Genomic DNA, 18,456 nt, shown 5'->3' with positions numbered 1-18,456 from the left:
GCCGGCACGGGCACGTGGCGGGGCGACGCGGAGCGGGCTCACGACGGCACCGTCGTACGTTGAGCGGGCACGCCGGAGCGGTTGACGGCGGCGTGGTCGGTACCGAGGTAGGAGCGGACCACGTCGGGGTGGGCGCGGACCTCCTGCGGGGTGCCGTCGGCGATGACCCGGCCGCCGTCCATCGCGACCAGTCGGTCGGCGAGCCGGGCGAGCAGCGGCAGGTCGTGCTCGATGATGACCATGGTGACCCCGAGTTCGTCGTGGATCCGGCGCAGCACCTCGCCCAGCGCGACGCCGTCGGTCTGGGACACTCCCGATGAGGGCTCGTCGAGCAGCAGCAGTGCTGGCTCCAGCGCCAGCAGGCAGGTGATCTCGACGATCCGGCGGGTGCCGGTGGACAGTTCCCCGACCAACCGATCGGCGAGCGGGGCCAGGCCCATCAGCGTGACGAGTTCCTCGGCCCGGTGGCGCTTGGCCTGGTCCGGCCCGGTGGCACCAAGAGCCGCGGCGACGAGGCTGGTCGGTGCGGTGCGTTCACCGGCCACCATGACGGTCTCCAGCACCGTCATGGTGGCGAAGAGCCGGGCGTCCTGGAACGAGCGCACCAGCCCGAGGCCGGCCCGCCGCTGCGGCGACAGCCCGGTGACCGGGCGGCCGGCGAACAGGACCGCGCCCCGGTCGGGGCGGGTGAAGCCGGCGATGATTTCGAACAGGGTGGTCTTACCGGCGCCGTTCGGGCCGATGATGCCGACCACCTCGCCGGCGGCGACGTCCAGGCTGGCCCCGGCGACGGCCCGCACGCCGCCGAAGGATCGGGCCACCTCCCGCACCGAGAGCAGCGGCTCGCCGGTCGCCGCCGGTCGCAGCGGGACGGTGCGTGGCGGCAGCGTGATCGGGCCACCGCCGCTGGCGGCCTGCGCCGACCCGCCCATCTCCTCGGTGGCGGACGGCGTCGGTGCGTCGCGCCCGCGGGCGATCAGCGCGGCGATCCGGTCACGCAGCCACAGCACCGGCCCGCCGAGTCCGGCCGGCAGCGCGATCACCACGACCAGCCAGACCAGGGTCAGCGCGGCCTGGCCGATGATGTCCAGTTCCAGGAATCCGGGTACGCCGACGATCAGGAACGCCCCGAGCAGCGGGCCGCCCAGCAGCGTGATCCCGCCGACCACCACTGTGGCGACGACGTCGATGCTGGCCGACGCGGGGAACGTGTTCACGGTGAGCTGGCTCTGCCCGTGGCCGATCACCGCCCCGCCGAGACCGGCGAGCGCGCCCGCGACCGCGTACGCCTGCAGGACCCGCACCGGCACCGCGACGGTGAACGCGCGGGCGGCGTCGGCGTTGTCGCGCAGCGCCACCAGGATCCGCCCGAAGGCACCGGCGCGCAGGTTGGCGGTGACCCACAGGCCCAGCAGCAGCACCACCAGCGCGAACAGGTAGTAGTCGGTGGCCAGGTCGAAGGTGTGGCCGAGGATGCGCGGCTTGGGCACCTGCGCGCCATCGCCGAGCAGCCAACCCTGCCGCAGCAGGAACGTGCTGGTGGCCAGCGCGAAGGCGAGCGTGGTGACGGCGAGGGCGAGCCCGCGCAGGCGCAGCGCCGGCACGCCGACCGCGACTGCGGCCAGCGCCGCCGCCGCGCAGCCGGCGAGGATCCCCAGGAACAGGTTGCCGGTCCGCACGGAGACCTGCACCGACACCGCGGCGCCGATGCCGGCGAACGCGAACTGGCCCAGGGACAGCTCGCCGGCCACACCGGTGACCAGCCCGATCGACAGGCCCACCAGGGTGAAGCCGATGATCGCGATGAGCACCGAGGCGGTCTCATTGCTGATCACGAAGGCCAGCACGGCGGCGACGGCAAAGCCCACCCCGGCGACGACCCGGCCCAGGTTGCGCAGCAGCCAGATCCGCTGGTAGGCGGCGGGCAGCGGCGGCGCACCGATCCGGCCCCAGCCGCCGTCCTCGCCGTCGCGGCGCGCGCGGACCGGCTGGGCCAGCAGCGCGACCAGGATGACCGCGACCAGGGCCAGCTCGACGAGGCCGCCGCTGGACTGACCGGACAGCAGGATCTGCTCGCCCACCCCGATGCCCAGCGAGGCGCCGAACGCGATCGGGATGGAGGAGAACCGGGCGATCACCGCGCCGGCGAGGCCCCGCACCAGCAGGGCCGGGCCGAGCGACTCAATCGACTGGGTGCCCTGGGTGGGCGCCATGAGGATCGCCGAGAAGGCGGCCACGGCACCGGCGATCGACCAGGCGAGGGTCGCCATCCGGGCCGCGGTGACGCCGTTGAGGGTGGCCGCGTCGGGGGCGTCGGCGGCGGCCCGGATCGCCAGCCCGAACCGGCTGCGCTTGAGAAACATGGCGAGCCCGACCAGCAGCACCGGAGTGAGCAGCAGCATCGCGGTGAACGCCGGGCCGACCGGGGTGTTGCCGATGGTGAACGACGGCATGCCGGGCGGCGCCGGGAACGCCGGGCCGCTGGCCCCCGAGCTGTTCACCAGCAAGGCGAGCACGAGCACGAACTGGGACAGCCCGAGGGTGGCGATCATGCCGATCACCCGGGGCCGGTGCCGCAGCCGGCGGACCACGCTCAGCTCGATCGCGCCGGAGACCGCGGCGGCGGCGAGCATCCCGACCGGCAGGGCGAGCCAGTACGGCAGCACCCCGTCACCGACCAGCCGGCCGAGCACGGCGGCGCCGAACACCCCGACCGCGCCGTGTGCGAAGTTGACGAACCGGCTGGACCGGTAGACCAGCACCAGCCCGACCGCCAGCAGCCCGTACGTGAGGCCGGTGAACAGGCCCAGCACGATGCGGTCCGGGCCGACGTCGAAACCGCCGATCATCGGATCACCGCCCCGTCCACCGGGGTGGCCTCCGACGTGGGCGCGGCGTGCGCCTGGGGCGCGGGCTCGGCGGCGTGCGCCTGGGGCGCGGGCTCGGTGTCCTCGGCTGGCGCGTGGCCGCCGAGCATCAGGGCCCGGACCAGGTCCGGCTGACCGGCCAGCTCGCCTGCGGTGTGCTCGGCGACCATCGCACCCTTCTCCATGAAGTAGATCCGGTCGGCCAGCGACAGCGCCACATTGACGGACTGCTCCACCACCAGCACCGAGGTGCCCAGCGCGTTGAGTCGGCGCAGCATCTCCAGCAGGCCGCCGACGACGACCGGGGCCAGGCCGAGCGACAACTCGTCGACCAGCAGCATCCGGGGGCGCTGGATCAGCGTCTTGGCGAGCACGAGCAGTTGCCGCTCACCGCCCGACAGGGTGGCGGCGACCTGGTCGCGCCGCTCGTAGAGGCGGGGAAAGACGGCGAACGACGCGTCGACCCCCCGGTGCACCGCGTCGCTGCGCCGGCCCAGCGCGTAGCCGTGCATGCGCAGGTTCTCGGTGACGGTGAGCGAGCCGAACACCGCCTGACCGACCACGGTGGACAGACCGAGCTCGATCCGGCGGGGCGCGGTCAGCGCGGTCACGTCGACCCCGCCGAGACGGACCACCCCGGCGGCGGGGCGGTGCAGGCCGGAGAGCACCCGCAGGAACGTGGTCTTGCCGACCCCGTTCGGGCCGCAGATCGCCACCATCTCGCCGTCGCCGACGCGTACGGCCGCGTCGTAGAGCACCTGGACCGGACCGTACGCCGCGTCGATGCCGGAGCAGGAGAGAGCGGCCGGACGTGCCCCGCTGTGCCGTAGCCGGGCGACCTCCGCCTCGTCGGCGAGCACCCGGGCCAACCGTTCGGCGTCAGCGGCGGCGGTGCGCCGGAGCCGTCGGGCGTAGCCGGCGCCGACCAGCACCGCCGCCGCGGCCACCGCCAACGCCGGACCGGCGCCGTACCGGGTGTTGAGCAGGGCGAGCAGGCCGGCGCCGCCCAGGCCACCGGCCAGGGACAGCACCGATGTCGCCGCCACGAACGCGGGGCGGGCGTCGGGGTGGAGCACCTCGGCGGCGATGCGTTCGCCCGAGACGGCGAGCGCGACCAGCGCACCGACAGCGACGGCCAGGCCGGATGCGAACAGCACGACGCCGACCGTGGCCCCGACGGACAGGGCACCGGCGGCGACGAGCAACCCGGCCGGGGCTGCGGCGACCGCGAGGCGCAGCGCCCGCTCGCCGCGCAGGAGCACCGCAAGCGCGGCCCCGGCGAGCAACGCGTCGCCGATGACTCCGACGGCGCCGCGCGGACCGAGGCCGAACCCGGTGCGCAGCACGTCGACGGCGAAGATCAGCGCGCCGGGCACGATCATGCCGAGGCCGGCCTGGGCCAGGACGGCGGTACGCGCGGTGGGTGGGCGGGTGGCGTTGTCGAACAGGGTGCGTAGCGCCGGCGGCCAGCCGGCATCGCCCGGCAGTTGCGCGGCGGTCGCCCCGGCCAGCACGCCGAGCGCCGCGAGGACGCCCGCCGCCGCCCAGTGGTACCCGGATCCGCCGCCGGTGCCGCTGGCGAGCAGCGCGGCCAGGCCGAGCCCGTTCAGCAGCCCCACGTGCCAGTACCGCAGGGCGGCCGTCGTGGCGGCGATCGCGCGGCCGGACACCACCAGGACCGCCCAGGGCAGCCCGAGCGCGGTGAGCGCGAACAGCCCCGGCACCGGGGCGGCGACGTTCACCACCAGCAGCAGCGCGGCCCCCAGCCCGGCGCCGGCGAGCAGCGCGGCGCGTACCGAATGGCGGTGCGGTACCCGCTGCACGACCGCGACGGTCGCGGCCGCGCCGACCACCGCGGCGGCGATCACCGCGGTCAGCACGCTGGTCAGGTCGACATCGAAACCCCGGGCGAGTCCCGCGGCGCCGAGCAGCGGCACCCCGGTCAGCAAGCCGCTGGCCGTACCCGCTCCCCAGCCCGCGCTGCGGGAACGCCATGCCCTCGCACCGTCGCGGGCGGTGCCCGGCGGGACGCTCCGGCGGGTGTTGTCATCGGGTCGCAAAGGACACGTCCTCCCCGCGGTAGGTGAAGCAGGCGCAGCCGCTGTCGTAGCCGAACGCCCGGTAGCCGTTCGAGGCGGCGAACCGGTCCGGGCCGAGCCGCCCGGAGAATCCGGTGGCCGGCTGGAACTGCGTGTCGAGCCTGCCCACGGCCGCCAGCCACCGGTGCGCGTTGAGGTCCGCGCCGAGGTCCTTCGCGCCGGTCTGCAGCAGCAGGACCGCGTCGCAGTACGGGAAGGCCACGCGGGCGTTCTCGCGGGTGCCGAACGACTCCCCCGCTGCGGCGAAGATGCCCAAGCAGGCTCGTTCGGGGTCGGTGGCGGGGAAGGCGTACTCCCGGTCGGCGACGTCCTGGCTGGGGTTGAAGCCGATGCCCACCGCCCCGGTCAGTGCCTCGCGCGGAATGATGTCCGGGTTTCCGATCAGGAAGCTGGGATTGTCGTAGCTGGAGATGCCGTACCGGGCGGTGAAGCCCTGCGCGGAGGCGGAGGTGAGGAAGAAGGAGGCCAGCCGGGTCCCGCCGAGGAAGAAGACCCGCTCGACGCGCTTGGCCCGCAGGTCGACGGCGGCCTGGTTGAGCCCCGTGTTGAGGGTGCCCAGGTCCGTGGAGTCGATCCAGGCCACGGTCGGGGTGATTTCCCGCTGCTTCAGGTACGGCACCACGTGCTGCTCGTACATCGCGCGGTTGGCCGGTGCGTCGACCGCGACGATGCCCGCCTGCCGGGCACCGTCGAAGAAGCCCTGCGCGGCCAGCGCCGGCAGGTACGCGCGCACGAAGTCGTCGTACGCGGGATAGGCCGGGGCGAACAGGTATGGCGCGAGGCGCTCGTTCGTCGCCTGGTCGATGGTGATCAGGGTGGCGTCGAGCACCAGGGTGTGCCGCTGTGCGTAGCAGGGGCGGGCGTTGGCCTGCAACTGGCCGGTGAGCACGACCGCGAACGCGCGGTCGTCCTGGGTGATCTGGTTGCAGAGCTTCTCCTCGGCGGCCGGTGAGTCGTCGCTCGCCTCGTAGTTGCGGAAGACCGCTCGCATCCGCCGGCCGGCGATGCCGCCGTTGGCGTTGACGTGGCTTTCCAGCGCCCGCATCTGGCGTACCGGGTCGCCGGCCGAGGCGGTGTTGAACCCGGTCAGGTTCGCCGTCCTGGTGAGGTCGGTCCCGACGAACACGACGGTGACCGCGTCGGCGGTGACGCCGGGTCCGACGCCGGTGCCGTCGGCGCCGCCCACTCCGGGCAGCACCGCGCCGCAGCCGACGAAGGCGAGCAGCGCGGCGACGGTGGCTACGGCCGCCCGTACCGTCAGGGCCCGGTCCCAGCCGGTGGTGTGGGTGCCAGGGTCGCGACTCATCGAGGGCTCCCGAGGTAGGTGTCGAGCGCGGCCAGATCGATCACGGCGGCGGCGCCCTGGTTGCCGGCGCGTGCTCCGGCCGGCGTGGCCGCGCCTGGGCGGGCGGCGAGCACCGCGTCGAGGGCGGCGAGGTCGATGACCGCGGTGCCGGCGGCCTCGGTGCCGGATGCGCTCGGCAGTCCGGTGTCGCCGAGCAGGTCCCGCAGCGCGGCGACGCTCAGGTGGGCGTTGGCCCGTCGACGTAGCCGGCCGACGCCGGGAGCGTCGTCGAAGACGAGGTACGCCCCGAGTGAGCCGACCCGCACGACGGACGGCAGCAGCGTCCCGGTCGGTGCGGTGGCCATCGCGGGCAGCGGCGGGCGGTCGCGGCGGTTGGCGATGCGGCGGGCGATGCCCACGATGATCAGCGTCCCGCCGAGCAGGTGCACCAGGAACAGGCCCCACGGGTACGTCCGGAGCGTCGTCTCGGCCGGGCCGAACCCGCCCAGGTCGGCCTGCACGGTGTACCGGCCGAACGCGGCGAACGGGGTGGTGACGGGTATCCGGTAGGTGCGTGTCTCGCCCGGCCGGATGCTGCCGGTGCCGGGCGTGCTGACCCGGTCGCCGCCGCCTTCCCGGCCGATCCGGACGTTGAGGGGCGGGTTCGGAAGCGGGTGCGGCCCGGGGTTGTGCACTGTATAGACGAGGGTCCGGGTCGCGGCGGCGCCGAAGAGGCTCCGCCAGCCCGGTCGGCCGGCGATCCTCGCCTCGACCAGGTCGAGGCGGACCGGGGCGGCCGAGACGGTGGGGGTCTCCCCCATGGTGTGCCCGGTGAGTTCCAGCGGCGCGTCGACCTGGCCGCGCGCGGTGCCGCCGACGAGCGTGGCGTGCACGACGCACGGGCAGGGCACCGGCGGGGTGCCGAGCACGAGTTGCACCGCGAAGGTGCCGTCCGGGCGCACCGGAACAGCCAGGGCGGCACGTGTGTCGCAGGAGGCCGAACCGCCGATGGCGAGTTGCCCGCAGGTGACGAGCTGGACCAGTGTGCCGCCGGGCCAGCCGGTGCCGTTCACCCCGAGCCGGTCGCCCGGTGCCGCCGCCGGGGCGGCGAGGGTCAGTCCCTCGGCTGCCCACGCCGGCCCGGTGGGCAGTGCCAGCCCGATGACCAGCCCGCACACGACGGCGGTCAGGGTGCGTCCGATCCTCGTCATCCGACCTCCGCGTGCGCGCGGACGCGTGAGACGCCCCGGGGGCGGGCCACCTGGGCGCGGCGGCGCCTGCGCCAGGCCACGACTGCGGCGGCGATCAGCGCGGCGAATGCGGCGACGCCGGTCCAGGAGACGACGACGGTACGGGTGGTCCGCACCGTGAGCACGCCGCCGTCGGCCTTCGCCGTCACGGTGGCGGTGACGACGTCGACCGGCCACAGCCCGGTGAACCGGGTACGCATCCGCGACTCGGCGCCCGGGACCAGGTCGAGCTGTGGGGTGGCGCCACGCTGGTGGATCCGGTGGCCGAACATGCCGGAGGCGGTGACCGTGATGGTGGGGGCGAGGCGCAGGTTGCCGGTGTTGGCCAGGGTGTATTCCAGGGCACCGTCGACCGGCGTGGGCAGCCAGGGCGTCGGGTGCGTCAGGTCCAGGTCGGCGAGGTTGAGCCCGGGCATCTCCGGCCCGGCCACCCGCAGGTAGATGCGGGCGCCGACGGCCCGCTGCACCGCGACGGCGACGCCGTTCTGCTCGCTCCGACCGCCCGGAACGGACTCCATCGCGACGATGCCGCCGATGTGGTCGCCGGGGCTGGCGTTCGTCGGGATGGTGATGGTGAACGGGATGTCGGCCTGCGCCTTGGGTGGGAGCACCACGGTGCCGGCGCCGACCACCGTCCATACCCCGATGTCCGACTGCTTCTCGGTGAGCTGGCGCAGCGCGAATCCGCCGTCGCGGGCGGTGTTGTAGGCGTCCGCGCCGTACACGGTGAAGGTGCGCTCGGTGTCGGTGCGGTTGATCACCCGCACGGAGTCGGTGAGGGTCCGGCCGGCGGGTGACTCGAGGAAGAAGTAGAGCCGGGGGGTGGGTCCGGCGTTGGCCGGCGGGGTGGGCACGACGGCCCACTCGCCGTTGTCCGCAGCGGCGGCCGGCCTGATCGGGACGACGGTCAGCGTGACAGCGGCGACTGCGGCGGCGAGGGCTGCCGCACCGGTGCGGAGGCGGCGTGGCCAGAGGGGGTGACGCACGCGGTTCCACCCTTCGACTGGTCGGTGTGGGGGCGGCCGGCTCGCACCGACCGCCCTCACCTCGATGCGGTCCTCAGCTCAGGGTGAGCGTGAGGGTCGCGGCGTAGGTGCCGGCGAGCTGGTTCGCCGGCACGGAGAGGGTCAGCCCGGCCGAGGCGTCGAAGCTGCCGCCCGTACCGGTGGCGCTGGTCGGTGCGGAGCAGAGCGTCGCCGCGTCGACAGTGCCCGGGGTGCCGGCCACCGCGGTGACCGCGTTGGTCGCGCCCGCGGTGTCGACGCAGGCCGGCGTCCAGGACAGGTTGCTCTTGGCGATGGTTCCGCCCGGGGTGCCGGTGAAGTCGGTGACCGTGCCGACGAGGCTCCACCCGAAGGTGCTGCCCCGGTGGTCGGTAACCGTGACGGTCGACAGGTTGCCCGTCGCCGTCTGCACGCTGCCGCCGACGGTGACGCCGGAGAACGGGATGTTGCCGGTGCCGGCGGCGCGAGCCATCGACAGGTTTCCGGCGGTCACGGTCTCCGACAGGTTGTACGACAGGGTGCAGTTGCCGGTCGTGGCCGAGCCGGTCTTGGCGGTGCACGAGTCAGCCGACCCGGTCCACGCGGAGATCGCGAACAGGGCGCCGGACTGCGCGCCGATGTACGCGGTGGCGCTGTCCGTGACGGTGAAGGTGGCGTTGATCCCACCGGTGGCGCCGGCCGTGGCCGTCGTTGCCGGGTCGCTCGTCGCGGGCGGCGGCGGGGCGCCGGTGAGCGCCTTGTAACCGCCGATCGTGACCGTGCTGCCCGGGTTCCAGTTGGTGCCGGTGACCGTCACCACGGTGCCGGAGCCGCCACCGCTGGGGGTGATCGCGATGCCCGGCGAGCCGAGAATCGTGATCGGGACGGAGACCGTGTTGGTCCCGTCCGAGACCGCCACGGTACGTGCTCCCGTGGTGGCGCCGCTGGGCACCGTGAGCGTGCCGGTGCCGGCGCCGGCGGCGTCGGTCGTGCCCGTGCCGGAGCCTTCGGCCGTTCCGGTGCCGTCGGCCGCGCGCAGTGTTGCGGTCAGGGCGGTGGACGGTGCGAGCCCGGTCACCGCGTAGTTGATGACGTTGCCGGCCCGGGCAGCCCCGGTCACGGTCTGGCCGGTCACCGAGGTGACCGAGACCGTGCCGCCGAAGACGGTGAAGCTCTCCACGATGGAGGTCGGGACCGGTGCTGCCTTGTGGTCCCGGTCGCCAGCGGCGGAGCAGTACGTCTTGGCGATCGGGTTGTTGAGGATCACCCGGTTGACGGTGAGCGTCGCGGCTCCGGTCGCTCCGGCCACATAGGTGCCGGTGGCGGTGATCGGGCCGGTGGGGGTGTTGCCGGGGATAGGACCGGCGGGGTAGTTGGTCTGCTGGAGGGTGACCGGGCCGCTCTGCGAGCCACCCAGCGCCGCCTCCACGACGATCGGCACGTCACCGGGGTTGATCGCGACCGGGCCGTTGTTCGGACCGGCCGCCGCGGTGAAGGTCACCGTCACGGTCTGACCCGGGCTCGGCGTCGCCGGCGTCTGAGTGAGCCCGAACGAGTCGGCCCAGTTCGTCGGCGAGCTGCCGGTACCGGCGTCGTTGAAGTACAGCCGGCATCCCAGGTTGCCCGGGGTGGGGCCGTACGCCTGCGCGGGGGACACGCAGACCGCGGTCGCGGCGGCGACCAACGCCGCTACGCCCACCGCTGTTGCCGTAGTTCTGAGCAATCCCATTGCGGTCCCGCTCTCCTTCCTGTGGGGAACGGTGCACCCCTGGCTGCCGTTTCGCTAGTGGAAACAGCAGTTTCCAAAATTGGATAGGTTCATAAAGGCAGCCGGCCGACCCTCCTGTCAATAGCCCGACAGGCGATTTGACGCCGGCCGATGTGATCGATTCCCCGGGCCAGCGCAGCGCCGACGGGCGGGTTCGGCGGCACGGCCTTGGCAGGCGGCCCGAGATGGGGCAGAGTGTGGAAACAGCGTTTCCATGAGGAGGTCCAGGTGCGTTACGTGATCATCGGGTGCGGCAATGTCGGCATGGAGCTGGCCCGTCGCTGGGTCTCGGCCGGCCACCAGGTGATCGGCACGACCACCTCCCCCGACCGGGTGCCCGAGCTGGCCCCCGTCTGCACCGAGGTGGCGGTCCTCCGTGGCAGCGACCGTCCCGCCGTCGAGCGGGTCACCCGCGACGTCGACGCGGTCGTGCTCACCGTGAGCCCGCGCATCGCCCGAGCCTTCGACGCCGACCAGCGCATCGCCGAGTACGCCGACACGCTCACCGCGTCCGCGCGCACCGCCGCCGCCGTGCATCCCCGGGTGGTCTTCACCAGTTCGGTGTCGGTCTACGGTGCCGGCCATGGCGCGCTGGTCGACGAGGCAACCCCCGTCACCGACGACCCGGACGCCTCCCCCCGCAACTTCGCCGCCGCCGAGGCCGCCGTGCTGGCCGCCCCGCGCGGCGCCGCGCTGCGGATCCCCGACGTGTACGGGCATCCGCGCGACCTCGACTATCCGACCCGGGTGAAGCTGGCCCACGAGATGCTCGGCGGCAGCGTGCCGTTCTCGGCCGAGGCCCTGCACTACCGCATCGACTACCGCGACGCCGCCGCCGCGCTCGACTTCGTGGTGACCCGCGACCTCACGGGCGTGTTCAACGCGGTACCGGACGCGGTCGTGCCGCAGACCAACCAGGCCGTCCTCGACGAGCTCTGCGCCGCCGGGGGCTGGCCCGCGCTGACCTACCGGGGCGAGATCAGGACCCCGTTCGTGCCGATCAGCTCCGGCAAGCTGCGCGCGGAGGGCTTCGCCTTCGCACACTGACTCGGCCCGGAAGCTCTGTCCGCTGTGGACGGGCCGGCCGAGACCGGCTCAGCCGGCGGTCCCCGCGAGCCGACGCCCGACCAGCCGACCGAAGGCCATGGCCGGCGTCAGGCACATGCCGGAGCAGAACGCGTTGCCATTGACAGCGGCGGAGCCGATCACCTCACCGACGGCGTACAGACCGGGGACCGTCGTGCCGTCCGCACGGCGGACCCGCAGCAGCTCGTCCACGTCCAGGCCGGCGAACGTGATCAGGGTGACCGGATGGTTCTCCAGCGCGTAGAACGGCGGCTCGACGATCGGCGCCGGCAGGTACGTTCGGCCGAAGTCGGCATCCCGGCCGTCGGCGACGAAACCGTTGTAGCGGGCCACAGTGGCCGACAGCCCCGCCGGGTCGATGCCGGCCAGCCCAGCGAGCTCCGCCAGCCCGGACGCCCGGTGCACGCCGCGGCGCCGGCCGCACTGGGCGTCCAGCTCGGCCGCGCTCCAGCCGTGCACCATCGGGTACGACTCGCGTAGGGCATGGGCGTCGAAGACCGTCCAGAAGGTCATCCGGTCGACAGTGGTCAGCACCCGCTCCTTGTGGTCGATGCTGGGCTCATCCTCGGCGATCCAGCGACTTCCGGCGCGGTCGACGTAGATCTCCCAGGGCGGCCGCTCCGGCGCCACCAGGTGCGGCCGGTGCCCCCAGTCGACCCGAAGGTCGCCGTCGACCGGGGGCAGCCCGCCGAAGGTGGGGATGTAGCGGCCCAGGCCCTGCAGGCTGGCACCGACCGACCGGCCCATGAGCAGGCCGTCGCCGGTCGAGGTGGGTGCCGCCGAGGTGGTCAGCGGCGCGCCCTCCAGCTCGGCGAACAGCTCCGGCGCGTACCCGAATCCGCCGGTGGCGAGCACGACGGCGGGTGCCCGCCACCGCGCGCCGTCGGCGGTGGCCACCCCGACCACCGCGCCGCCCTCGGTCAGCAGCTCGGTGACGCGCACTTCGCAGCGCAGGTCGATGCGGCCGGCGGCCCGATGCGCGTCGAGCATCGGGCGCAGCACGGCCAGAATGGCCGGACCGCCGGGGACGGTGGTGGCGTGGACGGTCCGCGGCGTGCGGTACGGCTCGTGCCCGTACACGATGCGGGGCGTACCCGGATCGACGGTGAGCCCGGCGGCGAGCAGCCACTCCAGGACCGCCGGCTGTTCGCGCAGCGTCAGCCGGGTCAGGTCGGCCCGGGCGGCGCCCCGGCTGATCCGCCAGACGTCGTCGAAGTGCCGCTCGGGGTCGTCGCTGATGCCCCGCTCATGCTGCAGCGAGAAGCCGCCGGCGGACAGGTGCCCGCCCGAGTACGGAAGGGCGCCCCCAACGTCCGGCGCCTTCTCCAACAGCAGGACGGTGCCGCCCGCGTCGGCGGCGGCGATGGCACAGGCCAGGCCACCCGGCCCTGCGCCCACAACGATCATGGTCGGCACACCCACCTCCGGCACTCCCGTTGCGTTTCCCTGGAAGTGACAGTGTTTCCATAAATTCGGACACCGTCAAACGTCCTGCGGGGTGCGGCTGGGGTTCTCAGCCCACCGGGTGGTTGGGGATCCTCGATCGGACGGCCAGGCCGTACAGGCAGGCCAGCCCGGCCAGGATGCCGAACAGGACGAACGGGCCGGCGGGGCGCCAGTTGTCGTACAGGGTGCCACCGGCGGCGAACGCGATCATGATGCCGATGCCGCCGCTGAGCGCGAACGTTCCGATGACCGAGCCCCGGGTACGGCTGGGAGCCTGTTCGGCGATCAGCACCTGACTGGAGATGACGGCGCTGACCTGGCCGAGCCCGATCAGCGCGGCGACGGCGTAGCCGAGCGGGCTGAACGGGTCCCCGACGAAGATCGTGGCGGTGTAGCCGAGGGCGGCGGTCCCCAGGGAGATCAGCACCGCGTCGGTGCGGGACAGCCGGTCGGCGATGATGCCGATGGCCGGTGCCCCGATCAACGCGATGCCGTTGGCCACTCCCAGCAACAGACCTGCCTTGGCCAGCGCCTCGGCCTCGCTGAGCCCGAGGTGCTGGGTGCCGTACTGCTGTGCCCAGAGGGTGAGGTAGGCGCCGACGAGCGCCAGGTCAGCTCGGGCGACGAAGGCGCTGAGGTAGGCGAAGGAGACGCCGGGGCGCCGGATCTCGGCGACGCCCTCGCGCAGCAGCCTCGGGATCGGGATGTGCTCGGAGTGCGTTGTCGCCAGCCCGCCCCGGAGGGTGAGCCGCATCAGGATCGCGGTGAGCAGGGCCAGCCCGCCGACGATGAGGTAGGTCGCCCGCAGGGCGGCGATCGTGTCCATCCCCATGCCCTCGAAGATGTCGGGCAGTTTGATCAGCACGAAGAACGTGACGAGCGCGCCGAGACCGTTGCAGAAGCCGAGGATGCCGTTGGCCCTGCCGCGGGTGGTGTCCTGGACGTAGTCGGCGACCACTGCCGTGAGCATCACGGTGACCATCGCCACGCCGACGGCGGCGACACCCCGGGCCAGGTAGTAGGGCAGGACCGAGCCGACGAACGGTGCCATGCCGACGCCGAGGCCAAGCAGAATGTAGCCGCCGACCACGATCGGGCGACGTCCGAGGCGGTCGGACCAGGCACCGGCCAGGCCGACCGCCGCGATCAGGACGATTTCGCTGATCAGCCCAGCGGTGCCCACGATCGAACCCTGCTCCCCCTTGGGCACACCGAGGATGGAGGTGAGTAGCGCCGTCTGCGCGGCCGGGATGAACGTGAACGTCATGATCGACGTCAGCGCCAGCCAGTAGTACCCGCTGATGTTGGTCCGGGTCGTGCCCGGTGCGAGCTGGAGTGGGCCGAACGTGGTGGTCTGCTCGCCGACCTCCGGCGCGGCGGCGGTGTCTTCCTGGCTGCGATGCACGCTGGTCCCCTGCCCTGTGATGGCATGAATGGAAACGCTGTTTCCACACACTAGCGGGTCAGGGTCCGGACGTGATGGCGTCGGTGCGGCGCATTTCTCGCCGCCCGGTCCCCGTCCGGCGCGGTCGACCCGCCCTCGGTTGCGCGACCGGCGGGCTCAGGAGGCCGACGACGCCGCAGGCGTTGTGCGAACGGAAAGCGGGTCAACGGCCGGAAGCGGTTCATCGTCACCGGCACCCTCCGGCTGCTGGTCACGGTCTGAGCCCTGGCCGCGTCCTGGCAGGACCGCGACAGCGCCAAGGGCGCACTGCTCCTGGAAGAGCAGGTCTGGGATGTCGTCGTACGGGTTGTCCCGCCCCGCCAGCGTGAACTCCCGCCGCAGCTTGCGTTTGGCGGTCAGGTACGCCACGAAGCAGCCGGCCCACGGATCAGCCAGGAACACGCTCCGGTCGATGCTGGCCGCGAACCCGGCCCGCGCGACGATCGCCAGTTGCCGCTTGGTCTGCTCGACCGCCAGCCGGTCGGCCTTCGCTGAGAGTCGCTGCGTCACCCGGAACCGCCTGTTGTACTGCCGCTTCGACAGTTCGATCCCCACCGTGGCACGGGCCTCGCGGTTCAACCGGTCCCGCAGAAAGTCCAACCGCATCGGATAGACGGCGCCCAGCGATTCGCTCAGACGGGCCGAGAAATCGAGCAGTGAAGCCGGGTCCTACGGGTCGACGCCGCCGTGCTGAAGCTCGAACAACCGCACTGCCGCCTCGACCTGACGAGCAGCACCGACCGGCCGCGCGAAGTCCGTCGACATGGAACTCCACCGTTCCACCGCCCCACGGCACGAGTCACCCGCCCCAACGTCATCCGCTCGCGAAGCCCCAACTGGCCACCGACGACCCGCAGCACCAGATGCGCGACCTCTTCCGGCCGATGCCGCTCATCCAGCGACGTGTGCAGCGCGACCAGAGCATCCTCCGCAGACGCCTTGGCGATTGACATGACGGGCATCCTGACAGGCACGACAAGACTGAATCAATCCGATTCACCACTGCGCCCTGGCACCACACCCGGGCGTGCTCAACGTCGTTGACATGATGGACTGGTGACCGAACCGGTGTTTCGATACCACCCTGATCCCTTGGCCACCGGCTCGGCGGTGCGCATTCAGCACGAATGCAGCGTCTGCGGTCAACTTCGGCAAACTCGATACCGGGGACCGGTTTACGGCAGACAGCCCGAGAGCCTCTGCCTGCACTGTATTTACTCCGGGGCGGCCTCCAGGGCACTCAGCGTCGCCGCCGCCGCCACCGATGGCAGCGACATCCTGGAGATGCCTGCCGAGTTCAGCGACGCGGTCGACGTGCCTGACGACGTGCCGCATCACGTCATCGAGGAGATCACTCGCCGGACTCCGGGCTTCACCGGTTGGCAGCAAGAGTCATGGCTCTACCACTGCGGTGACGGCGCGGCATTCCTCGGCCCAGCTGGCTACCGCGATGTCGAACCTCATCCGGACGCCCTGAACATGCTTCGCGCGAGCCACCGGCAACTCGGCTGGTCACCCGAGGAAACCGAACAGTTCCTACACCGGCTCGACCGCAACGGTGAGCCCACCGCGTATCTGTTCCAATGCCTGCATTGCCGGACCCACCTCGCGTCCTGGGACATCGGTTAACTGCGCCTTATCGCCGATACGCAGACGCACTCTCGTCGACATGAGCGGAAGCCGCCCTACCGCCTCTGCGGTGGCACCAACGCTGACGCCTTTGGAATCGCCGAAGAGGTCACCGTCCAGGAAGCCCTGCTCACAGGCTCGCCGGTGGGATTTGGGTCCCAGCTCACGGGACCCCTACCGACGCCACCGCGACGACAGTTCGGCGTTGGTGAGCACTTCGGGCGCGGAGACCACTTCGCCAACCTGCACCCAATCTGCTCCCAGCTGCAAGGCCAGGCCAACCAACGACCCCTTACCGCCTTGACCTGCGCACACTCCCCAGCTAGGCGACATAGAGAGTTGCCGACCGCTGTGCAGAACAGCGGAGCACTCCGCGGTGAACCAGGACGCCGCACGGACTCTGACCTGTGGCAACGTGGAGCCGCAGGATGGGGTGGGTGCAGTTGAGCGCCGTTCGATGCCGTGCACACATTTCAAGGCCGTTCAGGGCACCCCGCTGCTCCCAACCTGCTCCCCTAGGCCGGGCTCGCGCCTGGCCGCCGACCGCCTACCGATCGTGAGCGGCCGGCCCAGTGCATTGGTTGGCACCAGCACTGGCTCCCGCAGCCGCAACGGTCGATCGGCGAGCACGCTCACGATCGCCGCGCCTTGCCAGCGGCTACTTGTGCGGGCCTTGGTCGGCGTACGGCGTCGGCTCGACGTGAGCCGGTGATGGCCTGTCGGTGCGTCGGCCTTTCAAAACGGGGCGGGGCGCGCCAATAGTGGACGTTGGCTCGCCCCGCTGCGTTTCGGTTCGCCGCGCTCAGGGATGTCTGGCGACGGGCAGCGGGCCAGTGCTGCGGACGACGTCGCGGTAGACCGCGAGGGCGGGCTTGGGTCGGTAGGTGTCGGTGACGATGCCGAGTGTCCCGGTGGGTTCCGTGGAGCTGCTGTCGGCGTCCCTGAGGCTGAACAGTTCGTAGTGGGTGATGTTCAGAGGTTCTTGTTCGGTGATGATGACGCCGAGCATGTCCGACAGTGAGTCGCACTGTGCCTGCTCGGTGCGCGGTGACCCGCTCGGGGTGCCGTTCTCCACAATGTGGATGGGGGTGTGGGGCGGGATGTGCGCGCGGGGCAGCGACCCGCCCCGCAAGTGGTGCAGGGCGTGGGTGGTGAGGGAGGCGGTGTCTCCCGGGTTGCCCCGTGGGGCGACGGGTGAGAAGGCGTCGGGGTACAGGCCCAGGCCGACGTAGTCGACGTGGGCCGCGAAGTCCTGGTACGGGATCGAGGAGAGGTACGACCAGAACTGGTCGTCGCCGCCCAACCATTCCGGTGGTTCGGCGACGGAGAAGCCGGTCCGCACGTGCTGGAGACCCCGCCGGTCCAGTGCGGACCGTGCGTGCGGGATGCCGAGGACCAGGGCCTCGAGCACGCCGGGTGCGCTTCCGTCGATGAGCGGGATGGGGAAGTTCGGCTCAAGCGTCACCTGAAGATACCGCGTCAGGTGACCGTAACGGTCGATGACGGTGTCGAGGAAGGCCAGCCATCCGGCGAGGTCGGCGGCCCGGGGGATGTAGCTGACCACGAGGTCCAGCTCGCGGTTTCCGTCGACGTACCACTCGTCGGGCATCGTGAGGTGCGCGAGTTCGTGTTCGGCGCCGAGCGAGGTGACGACGTCCGGCGGTGCTGGGTCGCCGAGGAAGTGCACGTACTCACGGATGACGAAGGAGCGACCGTTCGAGAGGTCGTCGACGAGGTGGCGGATCGCGGCGACATCGGGTGGGTGGGAGCAGACTGTGCCGGCCCGCCCGCCCGGATAGATACCGAACTTCACGCTTCCGCACTCCCGTATTGGTCGGTTTGCTGGGTTGGCCAGCCGATCTCGCGCGCGCAGATCCGCCGCACCAGAGTCCTGATCCAGGTGGCTTCGGTGGCGACGATGGTGCGCCAGTAGGCGACTTCGAGCATGTGCACTTCGAGTACGTCACCGTCGGGCAGCCCCGAAAGGGCAGCCAGTTCTTGGTCGAGCCGGTCGGCGCGACCGTCCAGGATGCACGCCGCCTGGTCGAGCGGAAGGATTGCGACGTAGGCGACCGCCATGACGAAGTTCACGGACGCGGCCGGGGTGTCGCGTACCCCAGCCTCGACCTTGTGGCGAAAGTCGGCGAGACCTGCGGCAGTCAACACGTAGGCCGTACGTGGCGGCCGATTCCCCACTCGCTCGGGCGGCCCGGAGGAGACCAAGCCTGCCTTCTCGAGAGCCTTCAGCAGGGACGTAACCGTGCTGCGGGTTACCGATAGGTGTCCGTATCGCTCGCGTAGGCGTGTCGTGATGTCGTAGCCATGCGCCGGCTGCTCGACGAGGAGTCCGAGGATCGGCAACACCAGGCTGTTCCGTGACGCGTCCAAGGGCACCCAGGCAACCTATAGGCGTATACGTCTAACCGCAAGACGGAGCCGGAGACCCCAGACAATGGTCAGGTTGCGCATCGCTGCCGCACGGTCCCGGCTAGACGCCCGCACATCGGCAGTCCAGATGAAGGCACTCGCGATCCGATTAAGGGTCCTTGACGAGCACTCCGCAGCCCGTACGAGGCGAAGCTGCAGACCGTAACGCTGC

General features: G+C 71.9%; 13 protein-coding genes. 2 read left to right on the top strand and 11 right to left on the bottom strand.

Features of this window, described 5'->3' with window-relative positions:
• Positions 1–38 precede the first annotated feature (38 nt).
• From FBZ33_RS07640 to FBZ33_RS07615, 6 genes are all read right to left on the bottom strand, one after another.
• Positions 39–2,849: an ATP-binding cassette domain-containing protein gene (locus tag FBZ33_RS07640; RefSeq protein WP_141908494.1), complete on the bottom strand. Its 2,811-nt coding sequence runs from the start codon at positions 2,847–2,849 to the stop codon at positions 39–41.
• The gene (locus FBZ33_RS07635) at positions 2,846–4,927 is read right to left on the bottom strand and encodes an ABC transporter ATP-binding protein (protein WP_141908493.1); all 2,082 of its coding nucleotides are present in this window, start codon (positions 4,925–4,927) and stop codon (positions 2,846–2,848) included. Before FBZ33_RS07635 ends, FBZ33_RS07640 begins: the two co-directional genes overlap by 4 nt.
• The gene (locus FBZ33_RS07630) at positions 4,914–6,272 is read right to left on the bottom strand and encodes an ABC transporter substrate-binding protein (RefSeq protein WP_141908492.1); all 1,359 of its coding nucleotides are present in this window, start codon (positions 6,270–6,272) and stop codon (positions 4,914–4,916) included. The genes FBZ33_RS07635 and FBZ33_RS07630 overlap by 14 nt, the downstream gene beginning before the upstream one ends.
• Positions 6,269–7,462 carry a hypothetical protein gene (locus FBZ33_RS07625; protein WP_141908491.1) on the bottom strand — a complete coding sequence of 398 codons (1,194 nt, stop codon included), beginning with the start codon at positions 7,460–7,462 and terminating at the stop codon, positions 6,269–6,271. Before FBZ33_RS07625 ends, FBZ33_RS07630 begins: the two co-directional genes overlap by 4 nt.
• Complete coding sequence (locus tag FBZ33_RS07620; RefSeq protein WP_141908490.1) at positions 7,459–8,487, bottom strand: WxL protein peptidoglycan domain-containing protein; 1,029 nt, start codon at positions 8,485–8,487, stop codon at positions 7,459–7,461. The genes FBZ33_RS07625 and FBZ33_RS07620 overlap by 4 nt, the downstream gene beginning before the upstream one ends.
• 73 nt (positions 8,488–8,560) lie before the next feature.
• A complete protein-coding gene (locus FBZ33_RS07615) occupies positions 8,561–10,213 on the bottom strand; it encodes a hypothetical protein (RefSeq protein WP_141908489.1) in 1,653 nt (550 codons plus the stop codon).
• 267 nt (positions 10,214–10,480) lie between these two features.
• On the opposite strand from FBZ33_RS07615, the gene FBZ33_RS07610 reads away from it, so the two are divergent.
• A complete protein-coding gene (locus FBZ33_RS07610; RefSeq protein ID WP_141908488.1) occupies positions 10,481–11,299 on the top strand; it encodes an NAD(P)-binding domain-containing protein in 819 nt (272 codons plus the stop codon).
• A gap of 48 nt (positions 11,300–11,347) precedes the next feature.
• Here the strand turns inward: FBZ33_RS07610 and FBZ33_RS07605 are convergent, their stop codons facing one another.
• The 3 genes from FBZ33_RS07605 to FBZ33_RS33280 all read right to left on the bottom strand — a co-directional run bounded on the left by FBZ33_RS07605 (position 11,348) and on the right by FBZ33_RS33280 (position 14,834).
• Positions 11,348–12,745 (bottom strand): FAD-dependent oxidoreductase, encoded by a 1,398-nt coding sequence (locus tag FBZ33_RS07605; RefSeq protein ID WP_141908487.1) that lies wholly within the window; start codon positions 12,743–12,745, stop codon positions 11,348–11,350.
• Between the two features lie 106 nt (positions 12,746–12,851).
• The gene (locus FBZ33_RS07600; protein ID WP_141908486.1) at positions 12,852–14,189 is read right to left on the bottom strand and encodes an MFS transporter; all 1,338 of its coding nucleotides are present in this window, start codon (positions 14,187–14,189) and stop codon (positions 12,852–12,854) included.
• 156 nt (positions 14,190–14,345) lie between these two features.
• Positions 14,346–14,834 carry a hypothetical protein gene (locus tag FBZ33_RS33280; RefSeq protein WP_255508751.1) on the bottom strand — a complete coding sequence of 163 codons (489 nt, stop codon included), beginning with the start codon at positions 14,832–14,834 and terminating at the stop codon, positions 14,346–14,348.
• A gap of 450 nt (positions 14,835–15,284) precedes the next feature.
• Between FBZ33_RS33280 and FBZ33_RS07590 the strand changes: the two genes are divergently transcribed.
• Positions 15,285–15,857: a CbrC family protein gene (locus FBZ33_RS07590; protein WP_255508750.1), complete on the top strand. Its 573-nt coding sequence runs from the start codon at positions 15,285–15,287 to the stop codon at positions 15,855–15,857.
• 802 nt (positions 15,858–16,659) lie between these two features.
• Here FBZ33_RS07590 and FBZ33_RS07585 read toward each other — a convergent pair.
• A complete protein-coding gene (locus FBZ33_RS07585; protein ID WP_141908484.1) occupies positions 16,660–17,670 on the bottom strand; it encodes a hypothetical protein in 1,011 nt (336 codons plus the stop codon).
• Positions 17,667–18,251: a PadR family transcriptional regulator gene (locus FBZ33_RS07580; protein WP_141908483.1), complete on the bottom strand. Its 585-nt coding sequence runs from the start codon at positions 18,249–18,251 to the stop codon at positions 17,667–17,669. The genes FBZ33_RS07585 and FBZ33_RS07580 overlap by 4 nt, the downstream gene beginning before the upstream one ends.
• Between the last annotated feature and the right edge of the window lie 205 nt (positions 18,252–18,456).

Source organism: Micromonospora sp. A202 (assembly GCF_006715105.1).
GTDB classification, from domain to species: domain Bacteria; phylum Actinomycetota; class Actinomycetes; order Mycobacteriales; family Micromonosporaceae; genus Micromonospora; species Micromonospora zamorensis.
The sequence above is the reverse complement of the archived record's forward strand: the minus strand, read 5'-3'. Positions and strand labels throughout refer to the sequence as shown.